General features: G+C 41.1%; 20 protein-coding genes and 7 tRNA genes. 10 read left to right on the top strand and 17 right to left on the bottom strand.

Annotated elements, in window-relative coordinates:
• The 8 genes from L1266_RS20410 to murB form a co-directional block, all read right to left on the bottom strand.
• Nucleotides 1-127: GTP-binding protein (locus tag L1266_RS20410; protein WP_033023824.1), on the bottom strand; the 127-nt coding region annotated here is incomplete at its 3' end.
• Between the two features lie 136 nt (nt 128-263).
• A tRNA-Thr gene (locus tag L1266_RS20405) sits at nt 264-339 on the bottom strand.
• Between the two features lie 13 nt (nt 340-352).
• Nucleotides 353-427 (bottom strand) — tRNA-Gly (locus L1266_RS20400).
• A 44-nt stretch (nt 428-471) separates the two neighbouring features.
• A tRNA-Tyr gene (locus L1266_RS20395) sits at nt 472-556 on the bottom strand.
• 40 nt (nt 557-596) lie between these two features.
• Nucleotides 597-672, bottom strand: a tRNA-Thr gene (locus L1266_RS20390).
• A 117-nt stretch (nt 673-789) separates the two neighbouring features.
• The gene (locus tag L1266_RS20385) at nt 790-1,488 is read right to left on the bottom strand and encodes a type III pantothenate kinase (protein WP_235378245.1); all 699 of its coding nucleotides are present in this window, start codon (nt 1,486-1,488) and stop codon (nt 790-792) included.
• Entirely contained in the window at nt 1,485-2,477 is a 993-nt protein-coding gene (birA, locus tag L1266_RS20380; protein ID WP_130167786.1) for a bifunctional biotin--[acetyl-CoA-carboxylase] ligase/biotin operon repressor BirA, read from the bottom strand. Before birA ends, L1266_RS20385 begins: the two co-directional genes overlap by 4 nt.
• A complete protein-coding gene (gene murB, locus L1266_RS20375) occupies nt 2,474-3,484 on the bottom strand; it encodes a UDP-N-acetylmuramate dehydrogenase (protein ID WP_235378244.1) in 1,011 nt (336 codons plus the stop codon). Before murB ends, birA begins: the two co-directional genes overlap by 4 nt.
• A 145-nt stretch (nt 3,485-3,629) precedes the next feature.
• On the opposite strand from murB, the gene L1266_RS20370 reads away from it, so the two are divergent.
• Nucleotides 3,630-5,474: a M1 family metallopeptidase gene (locus L1266_RS20370; protein WP_054554867.1), complete on the top strand. Its 1,845-nt coding sequence runs from the start codon at nt 3,630-3,632 to the stop codon at nt 5,472-5,474.
• Nucleotides 5,475-5,526: 52 nt separating this feature from the next.
• Here the strand turns inward: L1266_RS20370 and L1266_RS20365 are convergent, their stop codons facing one another.
• Nucleotides 5,527-6,156: a DUF2057 domain-containing protein gene (locus L1266_RS20365; protein WP_235378243.1), complete on the bottom strand. Its 630-nt coding sequence runs from the start codon at nt 6,154-6,156 to the stop codon at nt 5,527-5,529.
• Nucleotides 6,157-6,261: 105 nt separating this feature from the next.
• Between L1266_RS20365 and L1266_RS20360 the strand changes: the two genes are divergently transcribed.
• From L1266_RS20360 to L1266_RS20350, 3 genes are all read left to right on the top strand, one after another.
• A complete protein-coding gene (locus tag L1266_RS20360) occupies nt 6,262-6,633 on the top strand; it encodes a histidine triad nucleotide-binding protein (protein ID WP_054554869.1) in 372 nt (123 codons plus the stop codon).
• A 230-nt stretch (nt 6,634-6,863) separates the two neighbouring features.
• The gene (locus tag L1266_RS20355; protein ID WP_054554870.1) at nt 6,864-7,520 is read left to right on the top strand and encodes a helix-turn-helix transcriptional regulator; all 657 of its coding nucleotides are present in this window, start codon (nt 6,864-6,866) and stop codon (nt 7,518-7,520) included.
• A 112-nt stretch (nt 7,521-7,632) separates the two neighbouring features.
• On the top strand, nt 7,633-9,789 hold the full coding sequence (locus L1266_RS20350; protein ID WP_054554871.1) for an ATP-binding protein: 2,157 nt from the start codon (nt 7,633-7,635) through the stop codon (nt 9,787-9,789).
• 675 nt (nt 9,790-10,464) lie between these two features.
• Here the strand turns inward: L1266_RS20350 and L1266_RS20345 are convergent.
• The 5 genes from L1266_RS20345 to nudE form a co-directional block, all read right to left on the bottom strand.
• Nucleotides 10,465-10,541: transfer RNA gene (locus L1266_RS20345), tRNA-Met, on the bottom strand.
• Nucleotides 10,542-10,604: 63 nt separating this feature from the next.
• A tRNA-Met gene (locus L1266_RS20340) sits at nt 10,605-10,681 on the bottom strand.
• Nucleotides 10,682-10,742: 61 nt separating this feature from the next.
• Nucleotides 10,743-10,819, bottom strand: a tRNA-Met gene (locus L1266_RS20335).
• Between the two features lie 240 nt (nt 10,820-11,059).
• On the bottom strand, nt 11,060-11,857 hold the full coding sequence (cysQ, locus tag L1266_RS20330) for a 3'(2'),5'-bisphosphate nucleotidase CysQ (RefSeq protein WP_054554872.1): 798 nt from the start codon (nt 11,855-11,857) through the stop codon (nt 11,060-11,062).
• The gene (gene nudE, locus L1266_RS20325) at nt 11,850-12,422 is read right to left on the bottom strand and encodes an ADP compounds hydrolase NudE (protein ID WP_171037179.1); all 573 of its coding nucleotides are present in this window, start codon (nt 12,420-12,422) and stop codon (nt 11,850-11,852) included. The genes cysQ and nudE overlap by 8 nt, the downstream gene beginning before the upstream one ends.
• A 61-nt stretch (nt 12,423-12,483) precedes the next feature.
• Between nudE and yrfG the strand changes: the two genes are divergently transcribed.
• The gene (gene yrfG, locus L1266_RS20320) at nt 12,484-13,140 is read left to right on the top strand and encodes a GMP/IMP nucleotidase (protein WP_235378242.1); all 657 of its coding nucleotides are present in this window, start codon (nt 12,484-12,486) and stop codon (nt 13,138-13,140) included.
• Here yrfG and L1266_RS20315 read toward each other — a convergent pair whose 3' ends face one another.
• A complete protein-coding gene (locus tag L1266_RS20315) occupies nt 13,141-13,761 on the bottom strand; it encodes a dUTP diphosphatase (protein ID WP_138602654.1) in 621 nt (206 codons plus the stop codon).
• Between the two features lie 120 nt (nt 13,762-13,881).
• Between L1266_RS20315 and L1266_RS20310 the strand changes: the two genes are divergently transcribed.
• A complete protein-coding gene (locus L1266_RS20310; RefSeq protein ID WP_235378241.1) occupies nt 13,882-14,511 on the top strand; it encodes a peroxiredoxin-like family protein in 630 nt (209 codons plus the stop codon).
• Nucleotides 14,512-14,543: 32 nt separating this feature from the next.
• Here the strand turns inward: L1266_RS20310 and L1266_RS20305 are convergent, their stop codons facing one another.
• Nucleotides 14,544-14,912, bottom strand: coding sequence for a YacL family protein (locus L1266_RS20305; protein ID WP_138602657.1), 369 nt, complete (start codon nt 14,910-14,912; stop codon nt 14,544-14,546).
• 122 nt (nt 14,913-15,034) lie between these two features.
• Nucleotides 15,035-15,259: a hypothetical protein gene (locus tag L1266_RS20300; RefSeq protein ID WP_054554878.1), complete on the bottom strand. Its 225-nt coding sequence runs from the start codon at nt 15,257-15,259 to the stop codon at nt 15,035-15,037.
• Nucleotides 15,260-15,513: 254 nt separating this feature from the next.
• Here L1266_RS20300 and uvrD point away from each other — a divergent pair, with 254 nt between their 5' ends.
• The 4 genes from uvrD (at nt 15,514) to L1266_RS20280 (ending at nt 21,758) form a co-directional block, all read left to right on the top strand.
• Nucleotides 15,514-17,679, top strand: coding sequence for a DNA helicase II (uvrD, locus tag L1266_RS20295; protein WP_054554879.1), 2,166 nt, complete (start codon nt 15,514-15,516; stop codon nt 17,677-17,679).
• Nucleotides 17,657-19,726 (top strand): GNAT family N-acetyltransferase, encoded by a 2,070-nt coding sequence (locus tag L1266_RS20290; RefSeq protein WP_235378240.1) that lies wholly within the window; start codon nt 17,657-17,659, stop codon nt 19,724-19,726. Before uvrD ends, L1266_RS20290 begins: the two co-directional genes overlap by 23 nt.
• Nucleotides 19,689-20,810 carry an ABC transporter substrate-binding protein gene (locus tag L1266_RS20285; RefSeq protein WP_235378239.1) on the top strand — a complete coding sequence of 374 codons (1,122 nt, stop codon included), beginning with the start codon at nt 19,689-19,691 and terminating at the stop codon, nt 20,808-20,810. The genes L1266_RS20290 and L1266_RS20285 overlap by 38 nt, the downstream gene beginning before the upstream one ends.
• A 72-nt stretch (nt 20,811-20,882) precedes the next feature.
• Nucleotides 20,883-21,758, top strand: a complete 876-nt coding sequence (locus L1266_RS20280; RefSeq protein ID WP_235378238.1) for a chemotaxis protein — start codon at nt 20,883-20,885, stop codon at nt 21,756-21,758.
• Nucleotides 21,759-21,854: the final 96 nt, after the last annotated feature.

Genomic DNA, 21,854 nt, shown 5'->3' with positions numbered 1-21,854 from the left:
CACCACCGTATACTTTTGCAAGTACGTTAGTGATTGCTGCTGTTAGAGTTGTTTTACCGTGGTCAACGTGGCCGATTGTACCAACGTTTACGTGCGGTTTTACGCGTTCAAACTTTTCTTTTGCCATGACGGAACCTATCAGTTTTGTGTATCTAGATTACATATGAAAATAATCCACCGAGGGTAGATTAATTTAATTTTTTCAAATTTCAAATAGTTTTTTCTGACAGATAAAGGAAGAAATTAAGATGAGTTCTCGATACTGGTGCTGATAGGCAGATTTGAACTGCCGACCTCACCCTTACCAAGGGTGCGCTCTACCAACTGAGCTATATCAGCAACACCAGAAGTCTGGAGCGGGCAGCGGGAATCGAACCCGCATCATCAGCTTGGAAGGCTGAGGTAATAGCCATTATACGATGCCCGCATAGGAACCTGTTCTTAAACTACCTCTAACCGTCAAGAATAAAGTGGTGGAGGGAGCTGGATTCGAACCAGCGAAGGCTGAGCCGTCAGATTTACAGTCTGATCCCTTTGGCCGCTCGGGAACCCCTCCACGAAAATTCTTTACTAAGTCACTTCCGGTAAAAGGAAAGTGGTGCCGACTATCCGAGTTGAACGGATGACCTACTGATTACAAGTCAGTTGCTCTACCAACTGAGCTAAGTCGGCACTGCTTTAGTACGGGGCGAGATTCTAAGGTAAGGTTTATTGTGATGCAACCATAAAATTAAAAAAAATGTGAATTTATGTGTTAAACGCTCACTATTCAGGCAAATTGCCGTATTTTTACTGCTTTATAGCTAATTCACGCCAATAATTCAGTCCTTTAAATACGAGCAAGCTGTCAAACTTAGCATCTATATATGTATCTGCTAACAGCTTTCCATAACCACCAGCAAATATTAACTGGCAATCCTGTTGGTTAAGGTGTTGTTTTGCCTGCTCGATTGCGCCTAGAGTAGCAACCATGGCACCATTTTTTAGGCCATTTGGCGTATTACGCCCTAACTCAGTCGTAAATGGGATTTGCTCATCATCAAACACACGTTGCGTATTTTGGGTAAGTGAAGAGGTCATTAAATCAAGGCCAGGTAAGATCCAACCACCTAGATGCGCACCTTCTTCATTAAGCACATCAATTGTCGTTGCTGTACCGGCATCAATAATAATGCAGTTTTGCTCGGGATATTCTACATACGCAGCGATCACCGCGAGCCAGCGATCAATTCCTAGGTTTTGAAACTGCTGATAAGCACAGGTTAACGTAGCGAGTTTAGCGGTCACCTCTGCTTCAAAGTAAGGAACAGCATATTGCTGCGCCTGTGCTAATAACGGTTTAAGTAGCTCGGTGTTACCCACGCACGCATAGACCAGCTCTGTTATTTGTGACCAAGGTAAATTGCTGAGTTCACAGGTTTGGTAATCCTTACCATCAAACAAAACGGCTTTAATTGCGGTATTGCCAACATCCACTAATAATTTCATAGCTCAGCCTTACGTAATGAAATTTCACCACCATAATAACTTTTCACTTCGCCGTCTTGGCGAATACGCACGCCACCTTGGTTATCAATTCCTTCACAAATACCACGCCAGCTACGATGACCCGTATTGAGCTCAACACACTCACCAGCAAATGCATTTAATTGATTCCACTGTAGATACATATCGTTTAAACCTGATTGCTGATACTGAGCTAAGCGTTTTTCTAAATAAAAGCACAAATAGGCCACCAGCTTGTTTTTATCTAATCCCTGTACATGCTGGCTTAAATCAGTCCATGCTTGATCTATGTGTTGGCTAACACTTTCTGGCATATGTAAATTGATACCTATACCTATTACAAGCTGGCAAGGCCCCTGCGGCTGACCATCAAGCTCAACTAATACACCCGCTAATTTTTCACGGTTTAAGTAGATATCATTTGGCCACTTAAGCTCTACATCCAATTGATATAAAGCTTTAAGCGTATCGTAAACAGCAAGCCCAACAGCAATAGATACCCCCATAGCAGCTTGCAAACCATCATCCAAACGCCAAAAGTAACTAAAGTATAAGTTTGCACCAAATGGAGATTGCCAAACGCGCCCACGGCGCCCTCTTCCCGCTTGCTGCATTTCTGCAACTAATACGCTGCCAGATGGCAGTGATACTTCTGTTTGCAAACGGCGCATTAATTCACTGTTGGTTGAATCAATAATAGGCTGCACTTCAACATTCGCGGTGCTGCCACCTAATTCATTATAATGCTGACCGATTTTATCTTTGTTCAGTAAGCCTGCACTATTATTAAGGCAATACCCTTTACCCGTAACCTTAAATATATCGAGCCCCATTTCCTGCAAAGAGTGAATATGCTTACCGACTGCTGCGCGGCTAATACCGAGCTGCTCACCCAATTGCTGACCAGAAATAAAACCACCGGTATTTAGAGCTTGTAGAATAGCGAGCTTATTTCCATCTGGCGCTTTCATGATGAAGCTCCCAATTCAATGTGGCATTCATCATCAGCATTGATCAATCGCACTTCGTGCTGTAAAGCAATCTGATATTTATGCCAAACCTGTTGTTGTACATGCTTTACCATGGCAATTAAGTCATCACCTTTACTGTTACCATGATTTACTAGCACTAACGCTTGCTGCTGATGCACTTCAATACCTGCGACCTTAAAGCCTTTTAACCCCGCTTGCTCAATCAACCACCCCGCCGCAACTTTATGATACTCAGCATCCACAAAGTAATGAGGTAGCTCTGGGTAGCTTTTTAAAAGTAACGCAAGTTGCTCATTCCTGATCACTGGGTTTTTGAAAAAACTGCCTGCATTTGCAAGTTCACTGGGGTTTGGTAGTTTGCTGTTTCTGGTTGTGATGATTTGCTCAAATACCTGCTGTGGAGAGGGTTCTGAAAGCTGTTGCAATGGTCCATAATTCAGCACTGGCTGCCATTTCTTAGGTAACAGCAACCCTACTTGGGTGATCACCGCTTGATTTTTCAGTGCATGCTTGAAGATAGAGTCACGATAGCCAAATTGGCATTCGCCTTTAGTTAAGCGCTTTATGGTTTTGGTGGCAATATCAAAGTATTCGACATAACTCACAAACTTTTCAAGCTCTACACCGTAAGCACCTATATTTTGCACTGGTGCAGCACCAACAGTCCCAGGTATTAAAGCAAGGTTTTCAAGCCCAGGCATATCATTAGCAATAGTCATAGCAACTAATTGGTGCCAGTTTTCTCCGGCTGCAATGTGCAATAAAAAGCCATCGCTTTGCTGCTCTATATCTATTCCCTTCGTATTCATGTGGATCACAGAACCTTGGTAGTCAGATAAAAACACCGTATTACTGCCTTCACCTAAAATACAAAATGGCCCAGAAAAGTCTGTGCTTAAAAGCTGATTCACTTCATCAATTTGATAAAAATGCTGGCATTGGCTTGGCAAAGAAAAGGTATGAAAAGATTGCAGGGACTGAGCCACAAAACGCCTCAAAGGTTACCGGTAACTAATCGCATTAGTGTAACCTATCGTCGCAAAATACGCATTAGATTGTAAAAATCACTCAACCCACTGCACTAATCATGTTATAAAACGGGCTCTTTTTCATTTCCGTTCCAGGGTTATTATGAAGTTTAAACCATTACTTTTAAGTCTTGCTATGGCCGGTGCTTGCTCTCAAGCAACTGCAGATGCAATCAGCCAGCACACTTACGCAAACTTAGATGACGTAACAACCACTCACCTACTACTAGATTTAGATGTTGATTTTGATGACAAACAACTAGAAGGTTTTGTTGAGCATACGCTAGATTGGCACAACGCAACAAGCAAAACACTGGTACTTGATACACGCGATTTAGATATCGACAAAGTAATGTATCAAGATCAAAAAGGCAGCTGGCACAAAGCTGACTTCACCCTTGCTGCACGTGATGACGTAAAGGGCTCAAAATTAACAATTAAATTTAAAAGCCAAGCGGTTAAAGCACGTATTTATTACAACAGCCGCCCAGAAGCTTCAGGTTTACAGTGGTTAACGCCAGAGCAAACAGCCAGTAAATCACACCCATTTATGTACAGCCAATCACAAGCAATTCATGCTCGTAGTTGGATCCCAGTACAAGATACGCCAGCAATGCGCGTAACCTACTCGGCACGTATTCACACTCCTAAAGACATTCGTGCGGTAATGAGTGCTGATAACAAAGATGCACTTTATAAGGACGGCGATTATCTATTTAATATGCCACAACCAATTTCGCCATACTTAATCGCAATTGGTGCAGGTAATTTAGAATTTAAAGCCATGTCTAAGCAAACGGGTATCTTTGCTGAGCCAACAATTTTAGATGCATCAGTTGCTGAGTTTAACGACACTCAAGCGATGATCGATAAAACTAACGCGATGTACGGCGAATACGCATGGGGTCGTTATGACTTATTAATGCTACCGCCAAGCTTCCCATTTGGTGGCATGGAAAACCCTCGTTTATCATTCATCACACCAACGGTTGTTGCTGGCGATAAAAGCTTAGTAAACCTAATTGCTCACGAACTTGCTCACTCTTGGTCTGGTAACTTAGTAACCAATGCGACATGGGAAGATTTATGGCTAAACGAAGGTTTCACGTCTTACGTTGAAAACCGCATTATGGAAGAAGTGTTTGGTCGTGACCGTGCAGTTATGGAACAAGCGCTTGATGCAGCGGGCTTACGCGCATTACTTAAAACTCTTCCAGCACCAGATACACGCCTTAACTTAAAGCTTAATGGCCGCGATCCTGATGATGCATTTAGCTCAGTGCCTTACACTAAAGGTCAGCTTTTCTTAATCTATCTAGAAAACAAATTTGGCCGTGATAAGTTTGACCCATTCGTAAAGGGTTACTTTGACCAATTTGCGTTTAAGTCTCTTACAACAGCGCAATTTGTTACTTACTTAAAAGCTAACTTGATCGAAAAATATCCAGGCGTTGTGAGCATGGATAAAGTTAATGAGTGGATCTTTGAGCCTGGTTTACCAAGCGATGCCCCTAACCCAACGTCTGATGCTTTCGATAAAGTTGATGCTGTAACCAAAACATGGTTAAACGGCGAAATTAGTGCAGCCCAGTTACCAACAGCGGATTGGTCAGTTCACGAGTGGCTACACTTTTTGAATAACCTACCTCGCGATTTAAGCATTGAAAAAATGACTGAGCTTGATAATCAATTCAACCTTACACAGTCAACGAATGCAGAGCGTGCTTTCGCATGGTTTATGCTAGCGGTAGGTAATGGTTATCAACCAATTTACCCAGCGCTTGATGAACACCTATCAGGCATCGGTCGTCGTAAATTAATTGTGCCACTCTATAAAGCACTTATTAAAAACGGTAAAAAAGACTGGGCGCATGATGTGTACTTAAAAGCACGTCCGGGTTACCACCCGCTTGCACAAGGTACTGTTGACGACTTATTTGCAAAGTAAGTCATCAAACACAAAAAAGGCGCTGCAATCAGCGCCTTTTTTAATTATTTTATTAGTTACTTACTTTTTGTAAGAACGCACGGCGCTCTTCTGGGCTTGCTTGTTGCCACCAAAACTCAAGCATCGCAGCCGCACTTGGCATATTTTTCAAACCCGCTTGTCCGCCGGGTACTTTTGCAGGCAATGTGACAGGGACAGCAGTCGCAGGCTTGTTGCTTGTACTTGTAGCAGCAACTGGGGCACTGGCTACAGCTTGTGCAGGCGCGCTAGATGCACGATAGCTAACTATCGATAGTGGCACAGCAAGTTCACTGCCCTTGGCTTTTAAGCTTACTTGCGGTGATTCAGCAAACACTTCTGCCGCAACAGCATTACTGGCACGATTAAACACTAGGTCATAGTCTTTGCCTCTCTCTACTGTGAGCTCAACCCAGAATGGCTCTGACTCAACAACTTGGTGGTCATCATAACCTTGCTCGTAAAGATCGGTATATTTCATCTTCACTTGGTAAGTACCAGGAGCAAGTTCAACATCGTCAACACGACTGAAAAACGACTGCTCAATAAGTCGCTCTCCGACTTGTAAAGGTACAAACTCTTCTGGAAAGTGAATAGTCTCAGCGACACTACTTAAACTATTTAATAGCATTAACGCACTACTCAGTAATACTAACTTACGCATGTTCACTCCTTGGTTGTTCAATTTACGGCAGTTTCAGTTTGACACTGCAAATAAAGTTTGTCATTAGTGGGCGGTCATTTAACCACATTTATAAGAGAGCTAAGTATGAGCCAAGAGACTATTTTTACAAAGATTATTAACCGAGAGATCCCTGCTGATATTGTATATGAAGACGAGTTGTCTTTAGCTTTTAAAGATATTAACCCACAAGCCCCTTTTCATGTGCTGATCATCCCAAAAACACCAATAGCGACGATTAATGATGTTACAGAAGAAAATGCATCTTTAGTCGGTCATTTATATGTGGTTGCTGCCAAACTTGCCAAACAGTTTGGCTTTAGTGAAGACGGTTTTCGCGTCGTAATGAACTGTAATGACCATGGCGGACAAACTGTGTACCATATACACCTACATATGCTGGCAGGTAAAACAATGGGCTGGCCTCCTTATCAAGACAAGAAAAAAACCAATCTCTAATATTTTAGTATGTAAAAATATGTAAAAGGTAGAACAAAGATACTGTTTTTGTCTATAATAGTGACAGATCAGCTAGTTAATGTATTGCAATTAGTTAACTAGCTGTATTTTTTGACACAAAATAGACACAAACTGTACTTTTCCTGCACAAGTCTCAGAAATTTCTAATACGAAAGGGGTGGATTGCGTGATAGGATGCAATTGTCAACTTTTTTCAAGAGTGAATAAATATGAGTAGTTCAGCCTTTTTATTATTAGATCCAGAACCGATTAACACGATTGGTGTAAATGTATTAGAACCATTGTTAAAAACACAAGGACTTACTGTGACAACTGGTACTGATATTTCTGAAGTACCTGAAGGCACACGATTGCTATTCATTGAAACGTCAAGTACAGATCCGTGGGGAAAACTAAAGGAGCAATTAGTTAATCTACGAATTAAATGCGATATTGTTTTATTTAATCTAGATGAAAACCCAGAACTAGCTAATCGCGCTCTTCTAAGTGGCATAAGAGGTGTATTTTACACCACGGATAACGCCGATGTGCTAATGAAAGGCATTCGTTTGTTACTTGAAGACCAACTCTGGTACCGTCGTGATATTATGTGTAATGCACTTAACCGTATGTTGCAGTTTAACAAAGACGCACTACATAAATTAACAGACGGTGATATCGAACCAGTTAAGCTTACCAAACGTGAAAAAGCTATTATTTCATTAATGAGTAAAGGTTCGAAAAACAAAGAAATAGCTGAAGATTTAAGTATTAGTCCGCATACAGTGAAAACTCACTTATACAGTGCATTTAGAAAAACTAAGTGTCGTAATCGTATTGAGTTACTATCTTGGGCTCAGCAAAACATTCCTGACGAAATTCGTTAAACGAAATACCCTACTTGTTAAAACAGACGCTACTGCGTCTGTTTTTGTTTCTGGTTGCTAATCACTGTAATTGACTTTATGCTCAAACTGATTGCCAAACACTGGAAATACAATGCTCGACTCAGCTACTTTATATTACGCCAGCGCTGCCATGATGGCAGTAATGACCCTTCTTAATTACCTTACTTGGCGAACCAACAATAAGACTCCGGGCACCTTACTCTATATTTTTTATCCACTTGTGATGTTTGCATCAGTAATGAGTTTTGCACTACATGGCCATATTAATAACCTTGCCAGTGTTGCCATTGCAAATACTCTACTGTTTAGTGCCTCAATCATCCATGTACTCGCAATTTGTCAGTTTTTGAATGCCAAATGCGTTGGCTTTAAAACCTTTGTTTCGATCACAGTCGCTTTAGCTATCACTATGATTTACCTTGCTACTGACAGCGCAGAGTTACGCAGCCGAATATTGGTTTCTGACCTTCAACATATTGTTGAATCATTGTTTTTACTGGCTTTGTTTATTCGTAATGGCCGTAAAAGTTACCCTAATGGCAGTATTGTTTATATTTTAATTCTCAGCATTATCCTAGCGGTGTTTACTGGCCGTACTTTAATGATGGGAGATATTACAACCGCCAACCTATTATCTGCAGACTGGTTTAGTTTCACTTTATTTATTAATGGCGTAATAGCTCCAATGTTCTATGCTACAGGCATGGCACTACTATGTAATGAAAGGCGTGAGCAAAACCTTAATCAACTCACCGAAAAAGCCCATAAAGATTTAGAAATAAGAGGTTTGTTCTTATCAACTATTAGTCATGAAATTCGCACACCGTTAAACGGTATTTTAGGTAGTGCACAGTTGATCATGAACCAATCGAGTGACCCCCGTGATAAACCTTATTGCGAAGCAATTATTAACTCCGCTGAATCATTAAATTTATTAGTAGATAAAGTTCTCGACTACGCCAGCTTAGATCAACGAGATGAAGCACTTTATGAAGAGGATGTTGAGTTTAAAACTTGGCTAAATAATCTTTGCCTACTTCTCAGCCCCCTAGCAGAACAAAAACACTTAAAGTTTGAGTTGATATATGATTTGCCAGAACAGGCATGTTATTACTGCGACCAACAAAAACTCAGGCAAGTTATTATAAACTTAGTAGGTAACGCAATTAAGTTTACTGACCAAGGAGCCGTAAAGATTCATGTGAAGCTTCTTAATGAAGGCCAACTAGACCACCTAGTTAGAGTAAGTGTGATTGACTCAGGCCCTGGTATTGAAGATGAAGAAATAGCCTACCTCACTGAACCATACGTGCAAAGTAGTGCAGGTAAAGAGAAAGGAGGCACAGGCCTTGGCTTAGCAATTACCAGCCGGCTACTCGAAAAGTTAGGCAGTAAACTCAACATAGAAAGTGAGCTTAAAAAAGGCAGTACTTTCAGCTTTGATATTTCACTTGCTATTGGTGAGCTTAGCCTAGTTGAACAGCGTCACCAATCAAAGGATTATGTTACTGGCCTAGACGTGTTATTAGTTGAAGATCTCGATTTAAATCAGAAAATTGCCATCGAATTTATGGCTGATGATGAGCATAAGATAAAACTTGCAAAAGATGGCAATAGCGCGATTGAACTGATGCAGAAACATCACTTTGATGTGGTATTACTCGATATGAATTTGCCTGATTTAACAGGGCAAGAAGTCTTAAAAAAGCTAAAAAATATCGACCATTTAAATCAACGCACGCCAGTATTAGCATTTACCGCTAGCCTCAGTCCAGATGAAATAAAAGAGTATTTATCACTAGGTATAAAAGATATTGTAGGCAAACCAATAAAGCAGCAGAAATTACGTCAAGCTCTGAGCGATTCACAAACAAACCAATCTGCGAGTATCGCGGTGGAATTACGAGATACACTTTACGATGAAACGGCAGCTGCTACATTGATAAGCTCATTCAGCGAGGATGAGGTATCATCGATTTACAATGAGTTTGTTTTATCTGCTAGAAATAAACTCATTCGTTGTCAACAACTTGTAGATGATGACAAAGAGCAGTGCATCAAACTGATTCACCGTCAAGCAAGCACAGCATTGCAGCTAGGATTTAATCGATACGGTACAGAGCTGAAGCGCATCGAACGTAAGTTACTTGATAACAAGCCCTTAAAAGAACTATTAACCGAAGCCCTAATACTTTGGCAAGAAAGTCTACAAGCTTACCTTAAGCATGCTAGGCGTGAGTTATCATAGCGGTAAGCGAGCATTGTAGGCGCGATTTTATATCGCGCAATATTCAAAAGATAACGCGCGAAATAAATTTCACGCCTACATCAAAACATGAGAACGACTTTAGCCGTGAAATGTTTTTCGGCGCTGAAGTAGGCCTTGGCTAAAGCCTACAAATAACACGATTCGGCTTCAAACTGATTGTGATATGATTACTTAAGACTTACTTTTTCAGACATAAAAAAACACGCTTTCGCGTGCCTACTTATCAAACTCATTTAATTTTAATCTTCAATTTCAGTTGGTTGCGGGAGCTGTGAATTTTGAGAGCGAACCGACGACCTTCGGCTCTGAACCTGAATTTCAGGCATAAAAAAACACGCTTTCGCGTGCCTACTTATCAAACTCATTTAATTTTAATCTTCAATTTCAGTTGGTTGCGGGAGCTGTGAATTTTGAGAGCGAACCGACGAACTTCGGGTTATGAGCCTGAATTCCAGACATAAAAAAACACGCTTTCGCGTGCCTACTTATCAAACTCATTTAACTTTAATCTTTAATTTCAGTTGAATGCGGGAGCTGTGAATTTTGAGAGCGAACCGACGACCTTCGGCTCTGAACCTGAATTTCAGGCATAAAAAAACACGCTTTCGCGTGCCTACTTATCAAACTCATTTAATTTTAATCTTCAATTTCAGTTGGTTGCGGGAGCCGGATTTGAACCGACGACCTTCGGGTTATGAGCCCGACGAGCTACCAGGCTGCTCCATCCCGCGCCTGAAATTGTAGATTTATTTAAAGTTGCTTTACATGACAACTTGGCTTTCAATTCAGAGAATTGGTTGCGGGAGCCGGATTTGAACCGACGACCTTCGGGTTATGAGCCCGACGAGCTACCAGGCTGCTCCATCCCGCGCCTGAATATTAAGTTTATTTTACTTCTCACTTAATTTAAGAAGTCAGCCAATTCAAAGAATTGGTTGCGGGAGCCGGATTTGAACCGACGACCTTCGGGTTATGAGCCCGACGAGCTACCAGGCTGCTCCATCCCGCGCCTGTATGTTTAGAGTCCCAGAAGCCGGATTTAAACCGACGACCTTCGACTTCAGGTATTAGCGAGTCCGACGAATGATTTATCATTCTGCTCCATCCCGCGCCTGTAATCTCTTAGTAACATGAGCATGTTAACGACGCCCTGTTTCAGAGAGAGCGCTATCATATAGCAATAAGATTAGAAATCAAGGGTTATAGTGACAAATTTAACTCAAGCGAACAAAAAGCACACAAAACAAAGTTAAAATGCACGCTGATGAGGACTAATCATTTTTTGCCACTCCCAATCGGGGTGACCCATCACGATAAAATCGGGGTTTTCTGTGCTTTCTCGTTGATTGTAAGTTAACGGATTGAATTCAGCATCGGTAATGCAGCCACCGGCCTCTTCAACAATCACTTGTGACGCACCAGTATCCCACTCACCTGTTGGTCCGATACGTAAAAAGCAATCAGCTTTACCCTCTGCAATAATACAGGCTTTTAATGAGCATGAGCCTAATGCTACTGTCGCAAACTGAGTGTTTAAATACTGACTGACCGCTTCAATTTTTTGCCTACGGCTTACTGCTAAGGTTAAATTATCGGGTGTTGCTACTGAAATTTGTTGATCTTGGCCATTTTCACGTTTAAATGCGCCATTTTGATAACTTGCAAAATAAGTCACTTGTTTCGCTGGCCAATGAATAACACCCAGCACTGGGCGATTATTTTCAACTAAAGCGATATTAACTGCAAAATCACCGCTTTCAAGTATAAACTCCCCGGTACCATCCATAGGATCAAGCAACCAATAACGGTGCCAATCTTTTCTATCTGCCAGCGCTGGGATCGGGGTTTCTTCTGACATAATTGGAATATCGGGGGCTATGCTCTTCAAACCCGCCATTAATACATCATTTGATGCTAAGTCAGCCTTGGTGACCGGAGTATGATCTGACTTTTGCTCAGCACCAATATCATCCTGCTGATAAATGGCCATAATGGCATCGCCTGCTTGCTCAGCTAACCGAATACACGGTTCTAAAAAATCATTCATTGCCCGCTCCCGACTCTAAGTACTTTGTTAATAATAGCAAAGCTGCGACACTTCGTGCTTCAGTAAAGTCTTCTTGTTGCAATAATGATTGCCAATCAGTTATTGGCCATTTTACAACGACAAGCGGTTCTGGCTCATCACCAGGTAAGGTTTCAGGATAGAGATCTTCAGCATACAAAATATGCATCGTGGCATTAAAGTAACTTGGCGCCATGCTGACTTTTTTTAGTTCAGCGAAATGCTTAGCACCAAAACCAACTTCTTCTTTAAGCTCCCGGTCTGCAGCTTGCTGTGGTGTTTCACCTGGATCAATTAAGCCCTTTGGAAAACCCAACTGATAATCATTGGTGCCTGCACAATACTCTCGCACTAATAACAGTTCGTTATCGGCCGTTACTGGCACTATCATCACTGCACCTCTGCCACCGCCACGAATTCTTTCGTATTGCCTTTGTTCATCATTTGAAAACTTCAATTCGAGAGACTCAACAGTAAATAGTCGACTTTTAGCGACAACTTCATTAGACAAAATTTGCGGTGGTGTAGGATGCTTTTTCTGTGTCATTGGCATTAATTTGCTATCATGGCAGTTATGCTCATCATAAATCTTTTAAAGTGAATTGCCTATGTTAAATTGGTCAAAAATCGATACTGTGTTGTTAGATATGGATGGCACCCTACTCGATTTGCATTTTGATAATTACTTTTGGCTAACCGTTATTCCCGAGCAATATGCGCGTAAACATAAAATCAGCTTAGACGCAGCAAAAGCTGACATTTTGCATCGTTATCAACAAGTTCACGGACAAATTAATTGGTACTGTTTAGATTATTGGCAACAGCAACTTGATTTACCAATTATGGCACTGAAACGTGACATTCAACATTTAATCAGAATTCGTGAAGATGTTCCGCCGTTCTTAACTGAGCTTAGAAAAGCAGGCAAGCAATTGATCATGCTTACTAACGCGCACCCAGATTGTGCCATGTTAAAGTTTGAACGTACTGCTATCGATAATTACTTAGATGGGGTGATCTCAACTCACCAATATGGCGTGAGTAAAGAGCATCAACCATTATGGCAACAAGTACATCAAGAATGGCAGTTTGATAAGGAACGGACTTTATTTGTGGATGACAGCCCCGCCGTGCTAGATGCGGCAAAAGAGTTTGGTATTGGTCATATACTTGCGGTTGCCAACCCTGATAGTCAGCAACCGCATAAACAGTTCGATGGCTTTTTATCGACCATCGATTTTCGCGAGTTTATACCCGTTAAATAATTACTTCGGGTAACGCTGCTCTAAGCCTTGATATACTAGTTTTGCAAAATCTGCATGCTCTGTATCTAGGCTTTTTACCACTTCAACTAAGTGCTCGTTATCTTCTTGGCCGTTCCACACTTTGATATAACTACCGTCTTTGTAGCCATGATCTTGGCGGAAGAAGTTCAAGGTATTTTTACCAACGTAGCCACGGTATAAATCATCGATATCCATACCAATTTGCGCCATACAACCTGCAAATGCAGCGGCATTAAAACTCTTTTCAGCGACTGCTGACCCAGCTAACACTTCGAGTGTTTGTTTAAAATCATCGGCTTGAACTGGTGCATTTAACTCAGCTTCAAGTTGTGCAGCTAACTGCTCATAGCTGGTTTCACCATCAATACGTAAAGATAAACCAAAATGGAAAATATCAACTAACTCTAAAATAACTTGTTCTGTATCTGGGGTTTGTTTCTTCCACCACTTCCAACCGTAGTGATCCAGCATTTCAGCACACTCAACCCAAATTGCACGATACCATTCAAAACCTTGGCTAAACCATTGCTCATGAACTTTAGTATTCATCGCATTTTGCATCTCGAGCATAACAACGAGTTTTTGTAAATTAGCAGACATTCTTTATCCCAACTTGCATTTTCAATTATGTATATACTACAGATAATTTTGTCATTGATGAAATAAAAACACATATGATCAGGTCTGCTTTGCAGTTGATAAAAATAACCGAGGAAGCCTATGTTTAAATCTCTACTCATTAGTGCACTATTTGTACTATCAAGCCAAGTTATTGCTGCGACTGCAGCCAATATTGCCGAATCAGCAGAGCAAGTTAGCCCATTATTACCCGGCTTAGCAGTGCCAAATATTGAGTTAAAAGATCAATACGGTAAAACCGTCTCACTCGCTGAGCGTTTTAAAGAAAAAACGACTGTGCTCATTGTTTATCGTGGTGGCTGGTGCCCATATTGTTCAAAGCAATTGGCCAATGTCCAAAAAATTGAGAAAGAGCTAGCGGATTTAGGAGCACAGATAATTGCCGTTTCGCCAGATAGTCCTGAAAAGCTCGCTGAATCAAAAATTACTTCACCAAACTATCAATTATTGTCTGACGACAGCCTTTTGTTGGCACAAAAGTTAGGTTTAGCGTTTTACTTAGATGACAAAACAGCAAAGATTTACCGCAACAAACTTGGGGTTAACTTTGTCTCGTTAGAGGGCGAAGTGAAAGTAGCGTTACCCGTACCTGCAGTGTTTGTGATAGACACTAATGGGTTAGTTAATTTTCAATACGCCAACCCAAATTACAAAGTACGCTTAACAGAAGATTTATTACTAGCCGCTGTTAAATCAGTGAGCGAGCAATAATTTAGTAATCGATAAGCAGAATATGCTTCTGCTTATCGGCCTTGTGTAAATTCTTGCCAAGATTCAATTAAATCAACAAAGTCTTCAAAACCACAGCCACTACACAAGCCTTCTTCTTCAAGCATTAAATCATCATCTTGGTAGGCAACTAAGTCTTCGTTGTCTTGATGTAACGCATGTGCTTCGAATAGCGCTTCGTCTTTACTTAAGATCAAATCAATTTCTTGACCTTGTAAGGTTAAAGGCTCATGACTGCTCTTAACCGCGGAGATTAATGCTTGTACCATCGCGATTTTTTCTTTACCGATTTCTTCGTTTAGCCAACGGCCTATGACGGCATGTTCAGAGGAGATTTTAATGCGTAAACCGCTAATAGGATCGCGGATAAATTGATATTCCATGGAGGGTACTCTTAATACGTTATCTGCTAATTATACCGTTTGCAGCTAAACGTGGCGAGTTTTGTAGCTTTAAAGCAGCACGAGCGCCAACATGGCGCTCGTGTTTGTGCTATTAAAAATAGCTAGAGTCGCGATTTGAAGCGCGCAGCATCAATAATCGCCCATAGGTATACGATTGGCAGTAAAATAAAGCCAACTGCAACGTAAATTAGTGCACCACTAATAACCCATGCTAAAAAGAATGCAATAGCCGCCATTAAACGGCCTTGTACCAATTGCCCTAAACCAGGAAAAAAGATATTACATATTGCTGCGATTACATTACCGCCAGAACCTTGCTCTGCCATACTAACCTCTGTAGTTTTTAATGATTATACTTTTAGTAAACACACTTTATGCCAACTTATTATGGCTTACAAATCAAAGTGTTAAAAAGTAGCGTTATTTTGATTTTAGTTTTTTTTGCTAAAAATCGGTCAAATTCACAATTTTCTCAATTTTAATGACTTACCAAAATAGCTGTTTATAAAAACAGTATTTTATTTAGCCTTGCATAAACACCTGTTATACTCCACCCATTATAGATTGAAAAGGCGTAACGATGGACGTTTCTGAATTACTCGATGGCTTAAATGACAAACAACGGGATGCAGTCGCAGCCCCATTGCAAAATATGCTAGTACTTGCAGGTGCAGGTTCTGGTAAAACTCGAGTACTTGTTCATCGCATCGCATGGCTCATGCAAGTTGAGCAAGCTTCTGCATACAGTATCTTTGCGGTAACCTTCACAAATAAAGCCGCAAAAGAAATGCGCACTCGTGTAGAAGAAACGTTAAAAGCACCGGTTGGTGGTATGTGGATTGGTACTTTCCACGGCTTATCTCATCGTATTCTGCGCGCCCATCACCGTGAAGCGAACTTACCTGAAAGCTTTCAAATCTTAGATTCTGACGATCAACAACGTATGATCAAACGCTTACTCAAAGCGATGAACATCGATGATAAAAAGTGGCCTGCAAAACAATTTGGTTGGTATATCAGCGCAAAAAAAGATGAAGGTCTGCGACCTAAAGACATTCAAGCCTACGATATTAATGAGCAAATGATGCTAAAAGTCTATGCTGCATATCAAGAGGCTTGTGACCGTGCAGGTTTAGTCGACTTTGCAGAAATACTGCTGCGCTGCTACGAAGTACTTAAAAACCACCCAACACTTTTACGTCATTATCAACAGCGTTTTGCCCATATGCTGGTAGACGAGTTCCAGGATACCAATACGATTCAGTACGCTTGGTTAAAATTACTCGCAGGTAACACCAACAGTATTATGATCGTCGGTGATGATGACCAAAGTATCTATGGCTGGCGTGGCGCAAAAATTGAGAATATCAAACGCTTTTTAACTGACTTCGAAGCCGAAACCATTCGCCTTGAACAAAATTACCGTTCAACGGCAACAATTTTGAAAGCTTCAAACGCGCTGATCAAAAACAATGCTGAACGCATGGGCAAAAGCCTGTGGACAGACGGCAATGATGGTGAGCCGATTTCAGTTTACGCTGCGTTTAATGAATTAGACGAAGCGCGCTTTGTTAGCAGCAAACTACGTAGCTGGCTAAATGCAGGTAATGCATTACAAGACGCCGCGATTTTATACCGTAACAATGCGCAATCTCGTGTACTCGAAGAAGCAATGCTACAAGAAGGTTTAAAATACCGTATTTACGGCGGTATGCGCTTCTTCGAACGCCAAGAGATCAAAGATGCACTTTCGTATTTACGCTTAGTTGGTAACCGTCAAGATGATGCAGCTTTCGAGCGCGTTATTAACACCCCTGCTCGCGGCATTGGTGATAAAACACTAAGCCACATTCGTGATTGCGCGCGCAATGAGTCATTGCCACTTTGGTATGCCGCTAAAGCTATTATCGAGCAGCAGCACTTATCTGGCCGTGCAGCAAGTGCCGTGACTAAATTCTTAGAACTTGTTGAGCATATCGAAGATAAAATCAGCGATCTCACCTTAGAAGAGCAAGCGAAATACGCCATTCAAAGCTCGGGGTTAATGGCAATGTATCAAGCTGAAAAAGGTGAAAAAGGCCGTGCCCGCGTAGAAAACTTAGAAGAGCTTATTAGTGCTTGTGGTCAATACGAACTCCCTGAAGATGAAGAGTTCAGCTCACCACTGCAAGGCTTTTTGGCATATACCTCTCTAGAATCTGGCGAAGGTCAAGCTGACGAGCACGAAGACGCGGTGCAAATGATGACACTGCACTCAGCAAAAGGCCTAGAATTCCCGCTGGTATTCATGGTGGGTGTTGAAGAGGGCATGTTCCCATCACAACAAAGTAATGAAGAGTCTGGCCGCTTAGAAGAAGAACGCCGCCTCTGCTATGTTGGTATGACTCGCGCGATGGAAAAACTATACATTAGCCACGCAGAAAGTCGCCGTTTATACGGCCAAGAAAAATACCACAGCCCATCACGCTTTTTACGCGAAATGCCTGAAGACTGTATCGAAGAAATTCGTATTAAAACACAGGTTTCAAGGCCACCTGCGGCAGGTCGTTTTAGTCCATCAGTAACACATGCCGCATTTGAAGATAGCGGCTTTAACTTAGGGCAACGCGTATTACACGCTAAGTTCGGTGCAGGAACCGTACTCAATTACGAAGGTAGCGGCGCACAGTCACGTATTCAAGTGAACTTTGATGACCTAGGCAGCAAATGGCTTGTAACACAGTATGCAAGACTTCAAGCCTTATAATGAGTATATAACAGCGCTATGTAATGAGCTGGTGATTGCAAAGCATCGCCAGCTTTTCATTGTGCAAGGCAGCGAAACTTGGTGCTATCAGTTTGCAAACCAATTAGCGCTAAAAAATACCTATGTTTTCAGTAGCAGCTCATTATTAGCAAATAGTGAGTTCCCAAATCATGCTCACCAGATTCTTGGTCAAGAGTTTCAACACGCAATTTTTGATGGTTTTAGCGGTTTATATGCCGATAAACTCGCCGCGCTTGCCGGTACCGTAAAAGCAGGCGGTGTACTGATATTATTGCTGCCCGATGACGATAAGTGGCAAGACCCAGCACTCACAAGTATCACCTCTTATGGCGAAGAAATTAAACACAGCTTTTTTAATCAGCGCTTTTTCGCCAAGCTAAAATTGCAGCCACATTATTTTACTAAGCACTCGCCTCCTGCTTACCAATCTATTTCGCCAGCAACTGCTGAGATAAATTATCAGCAACAACAAGCATGTGTTGAGCAAATTATTAAAACCGCAACAGGGCGCGCTAATCGTCCTTTTGTGATCAGTGCAGACCGAGGTCGTGGTAAGTCAGCCGCTTTAGGGCTTGCAGCAGCAAATCTTCAAGATAAAAGAATCCTAATTTGCGCCACCCAAGCCAAAGCCGTACAAACAAGCTTTAAGCATTTAGCCGCTGAGCTTGGTGTTAGCAAAGAGCAAAACTGTAAGCAACTAGCTAACCTTAGCTATATTGCGCCAGATACACTGCTACATGCAAAACCTGATTGCGATCTGTTATTTGTCGACGAAGCAGCAGCGATTCCGGTTCCTATGCTATTGCAGATCCTAAAAAGCTATCCACGGATCGTATTTGCCAGCACTATGGTTGGTTATGAAGGAAATGGACGTGGTTACACGTTACGTTTTTTACATTACTTACGTAGCCAATTTAAATCGCTAAAGGCAATTACTTTGGATGAACCTATTCGTTTTGCCAAGTATGACCCCCTCGAAAATAGCCTACGCGAACTATTACTACTCGATGCAAAGTACCTAGAAACGCAGAGTGGTAAGTCTTACCAATTTGAAAACATAAGCAAAGAGCAACTCATTGATGATGAGCAGCTGCTTAGCCAAATTATGGCGCTATTGGCGTTGGCTCATTACCAAACCACGGTAAACGACTTACGCCACTTGCTTGATGCCCCAGAGTTACAGCTTTTTATCTGCAAACAAGAAAATGCATTAAAAGCCGTTTGCTTAATTGCTATTGAGGGTGGCTTAACGCCTGAGATTGCAGAGCAGGTTATAAGAGGAAAGCGTCGGCCACATGGTCATTTAATGGCGCAAACTCTGACTCAATTAAGCCGAAAAACAGAAGATTTGTGTAAACACTCAGCGAGAGTCGTGAGAATAGCTGTTGCACCTGAATGTCATCAGCAAGGTATAGGCTCAGCCCTGTTAAACCACTGCGAAAGCCAATTAAGCAATTGTAGTTATTTTGGTGCTAGCTTTGGCGCAAATGCGACATTAATTAAGTTTTGGCAAAGTAATGGCTTCAACGTTGTTAAGCTTGGATTTAGTCATGACAAAGCAACGGCAGAACATGCTGCCTTAGTGGTTAAAGCATTAGATAAGCAAACGACAGATAGCGCAGCACTGTTAATAGAAGAGTTTAAGCAAGATCTCTCTTTGCAGCTCCTTGATCACTTTAGCTCACTTCCTTGGCAGCTTATTGCAGAGCTATTCAAAGGCTTACCAAAAAGTGATCTATCTTCTGCCTTAGATGCAAGAGCTGAGCGGCTGTTAACTGGTGATATTAACCTCTTCCAAGTACAGCCATTGCTATGGCAAATACTTTGGAGCACACCAATTAGTCTAAATTTATTAGATGAACATACAAAGTTCATCCTTATTCGACTAGTATTACAGCAAACCTCTGTAAATAGCTTAATCGAAGAAGCCGGTTTTACAGGTAAAAAAGACTTAGACTCACAGTTCAAAACCGCAGTGCAAGGTTGGTATGCTCACTATAAATCACTTCAAAATCACAGCCATTAAGTGTTTATGTATTTGTACCTTGCTACTACCTCAGATAGCTTTAGCTGAACACGCACAGCCTACCATTAAACTCGGGATGTCCACTGCGCTCACTGGACCCGCAAAGCAAATAGGCGAACAATTGGCACTTGGCAGTAATATTTACTTTAATAAAATCAACAAAGAAAACGGTATTAATGGGCAAAGTATCGATCTGATTTTAGCTGATGATGGTTATGAGCCAAAAAATACCGTAGTGAATACTCGCGAGTTTTTATTTGATCAAAAGATCCATGCAATTTTTGGCTCTATGGGCACACCAACAGCCCATGCAATTAAACCTATTCTGGATAGGCACCGCATTCCATTTCTAATGCCATTTACAGGCGCTGATTTTTTACATAATAGCTCAATGCCAAATGTATTTAATCTTCGTGCGAGCTACCAAGATGAAGCCATAGAGCAAATTAATTATTTCGTGAAAGAGCGTAAGCATGAAAAAATTGGCTTGATGATCCAAGCCGATGAGTTTGGCTATATGGTAGAAAACAACCTTGTTAATGCATTAAAAATACATGGTATTAAACCTGTAGAAGTCGCTCGGTTTAAGCGCAATAGTGATGATATTTCAAAAGCTTTAGCGCTTCTAAAAGATAGTAAAGCAACCGCAATTTGTTTAGTCGGCACCTACGAGCCTCTCGCTGAATTCATTAATGCAGCAAACAAACAAAGCTTCAACCCAGACTATACTTCGGTGTCTTTCGTTTCGAGCCATGATTTATATCAGCGAGTTAAACAGCCCGCCAACATTATGGTCACTGAAGTAGTACCTGACCCTAATAACTGTAAAAACTCTTGGTGTAAGCAATTTATTGAAGATATCGAACCTTATCACACGAGTGCGAATAGAATTATATTTGAAGGTTATTTGAATGCCGTTGCATTGGTTAGCGCTACCCAAAGATGCCCAACGCCACTAAACAATCAATGTCTGCTGACCGAGCTAACTCACCTCTTCACTGACACATCTGAATTCGCTGATTTATTTAATAGTCATAGTGCTGGAAATAATAAAAAAATCTACCGCTCCTATTTCAAAAAGTAATTTTGTAAATCCATCACTAAAAACATAATAATGTTCTATGCTATAAAGACTTAACAAGGCTTTGAGGGAAATATGGATCTGATTAATTTCCGAGTTGGGCACAAGACTATTTCATTAAAAATTCTTGATATTCTTCTAACTGAACGTTATGAGGGTAATTTAACGTCATTGCCCAATGAAAATAAGAGCTTTATCGGGGTCAAAGATTATATGGACACGCCGACCCCCATATTTGATTTGGGGGTAGTTTTAAATAACAGGTCAACATACGAAGTAAATGCCGCGCTTTCAGAATTATTAGTTGAAAGAGAAAAAGAGCACTTAGAATGGCTTAATGTATTAGAAAACAACCTATCTACTGGAACATCCTCCACAAATTCGCTAGATCCAAGTAAGTCCTCATTTAGTCGCTGGTACAAAGATTTCGAGACTGATAATGAAGATCTTAAGAGCATTGTTGCCAAACTTGAAAAGCCCTACCATGCACTACATGTTATGGCTAGCGAACTTCTAGAAGTACGGAAAACACAGTCAAAAGATTCTGTAATTATTTTATTTGAAGAAAAAAAACGACAAACTCTTAATCAGCTAAACCGGTTGTTTGAATCGGCCCGAGAGCAGATAAGCCTTGATTACAAGCCAATCATCATTTTTACAACTAAAGACGGTGTAACACCTCATATAGGGCTTCTGGTCGATAAAGTCGAAGACAATATTAATGTTAAGAAAGAAGATATCAAACCTTTAGAGCAGCTTACCTCTGTTGGTTTTGATGTTGACCCACAAACTAAAAACATGATGCGCGGGCTAATTAAAATGAAGCATAAACACAGCTTACTATTAGACCCAAGCGCCATCTTCCGCCCAGAACACCTCATGCGCCACGAAGCAGAAGAAACCGAAGAGTATGGGCTTTTTTATACCATTCCGCTTAAATATCTGATCTAATATAGGCTATATAAAATCACCGGCTTATAACATTGAATTCAAACATATCTGAACAGCTTTTAGCGCTTTCTCGTAAAGAACCAAACGCACGAAAAC

The organism is Pseudoalteromonas sp. Cn5-37 (genome assembly GCF_021532495.1).
Lineage (GTDB): Bacteria > Pseudomonadota > Gammaproteobacteria > Enterobacterales > Alteromonadaceae > Pseudoalteromonas > Pseudoalteromonas simplex.
This window is presented reverse-complemented; position numbering and strand designations above follow the sequence as displayed.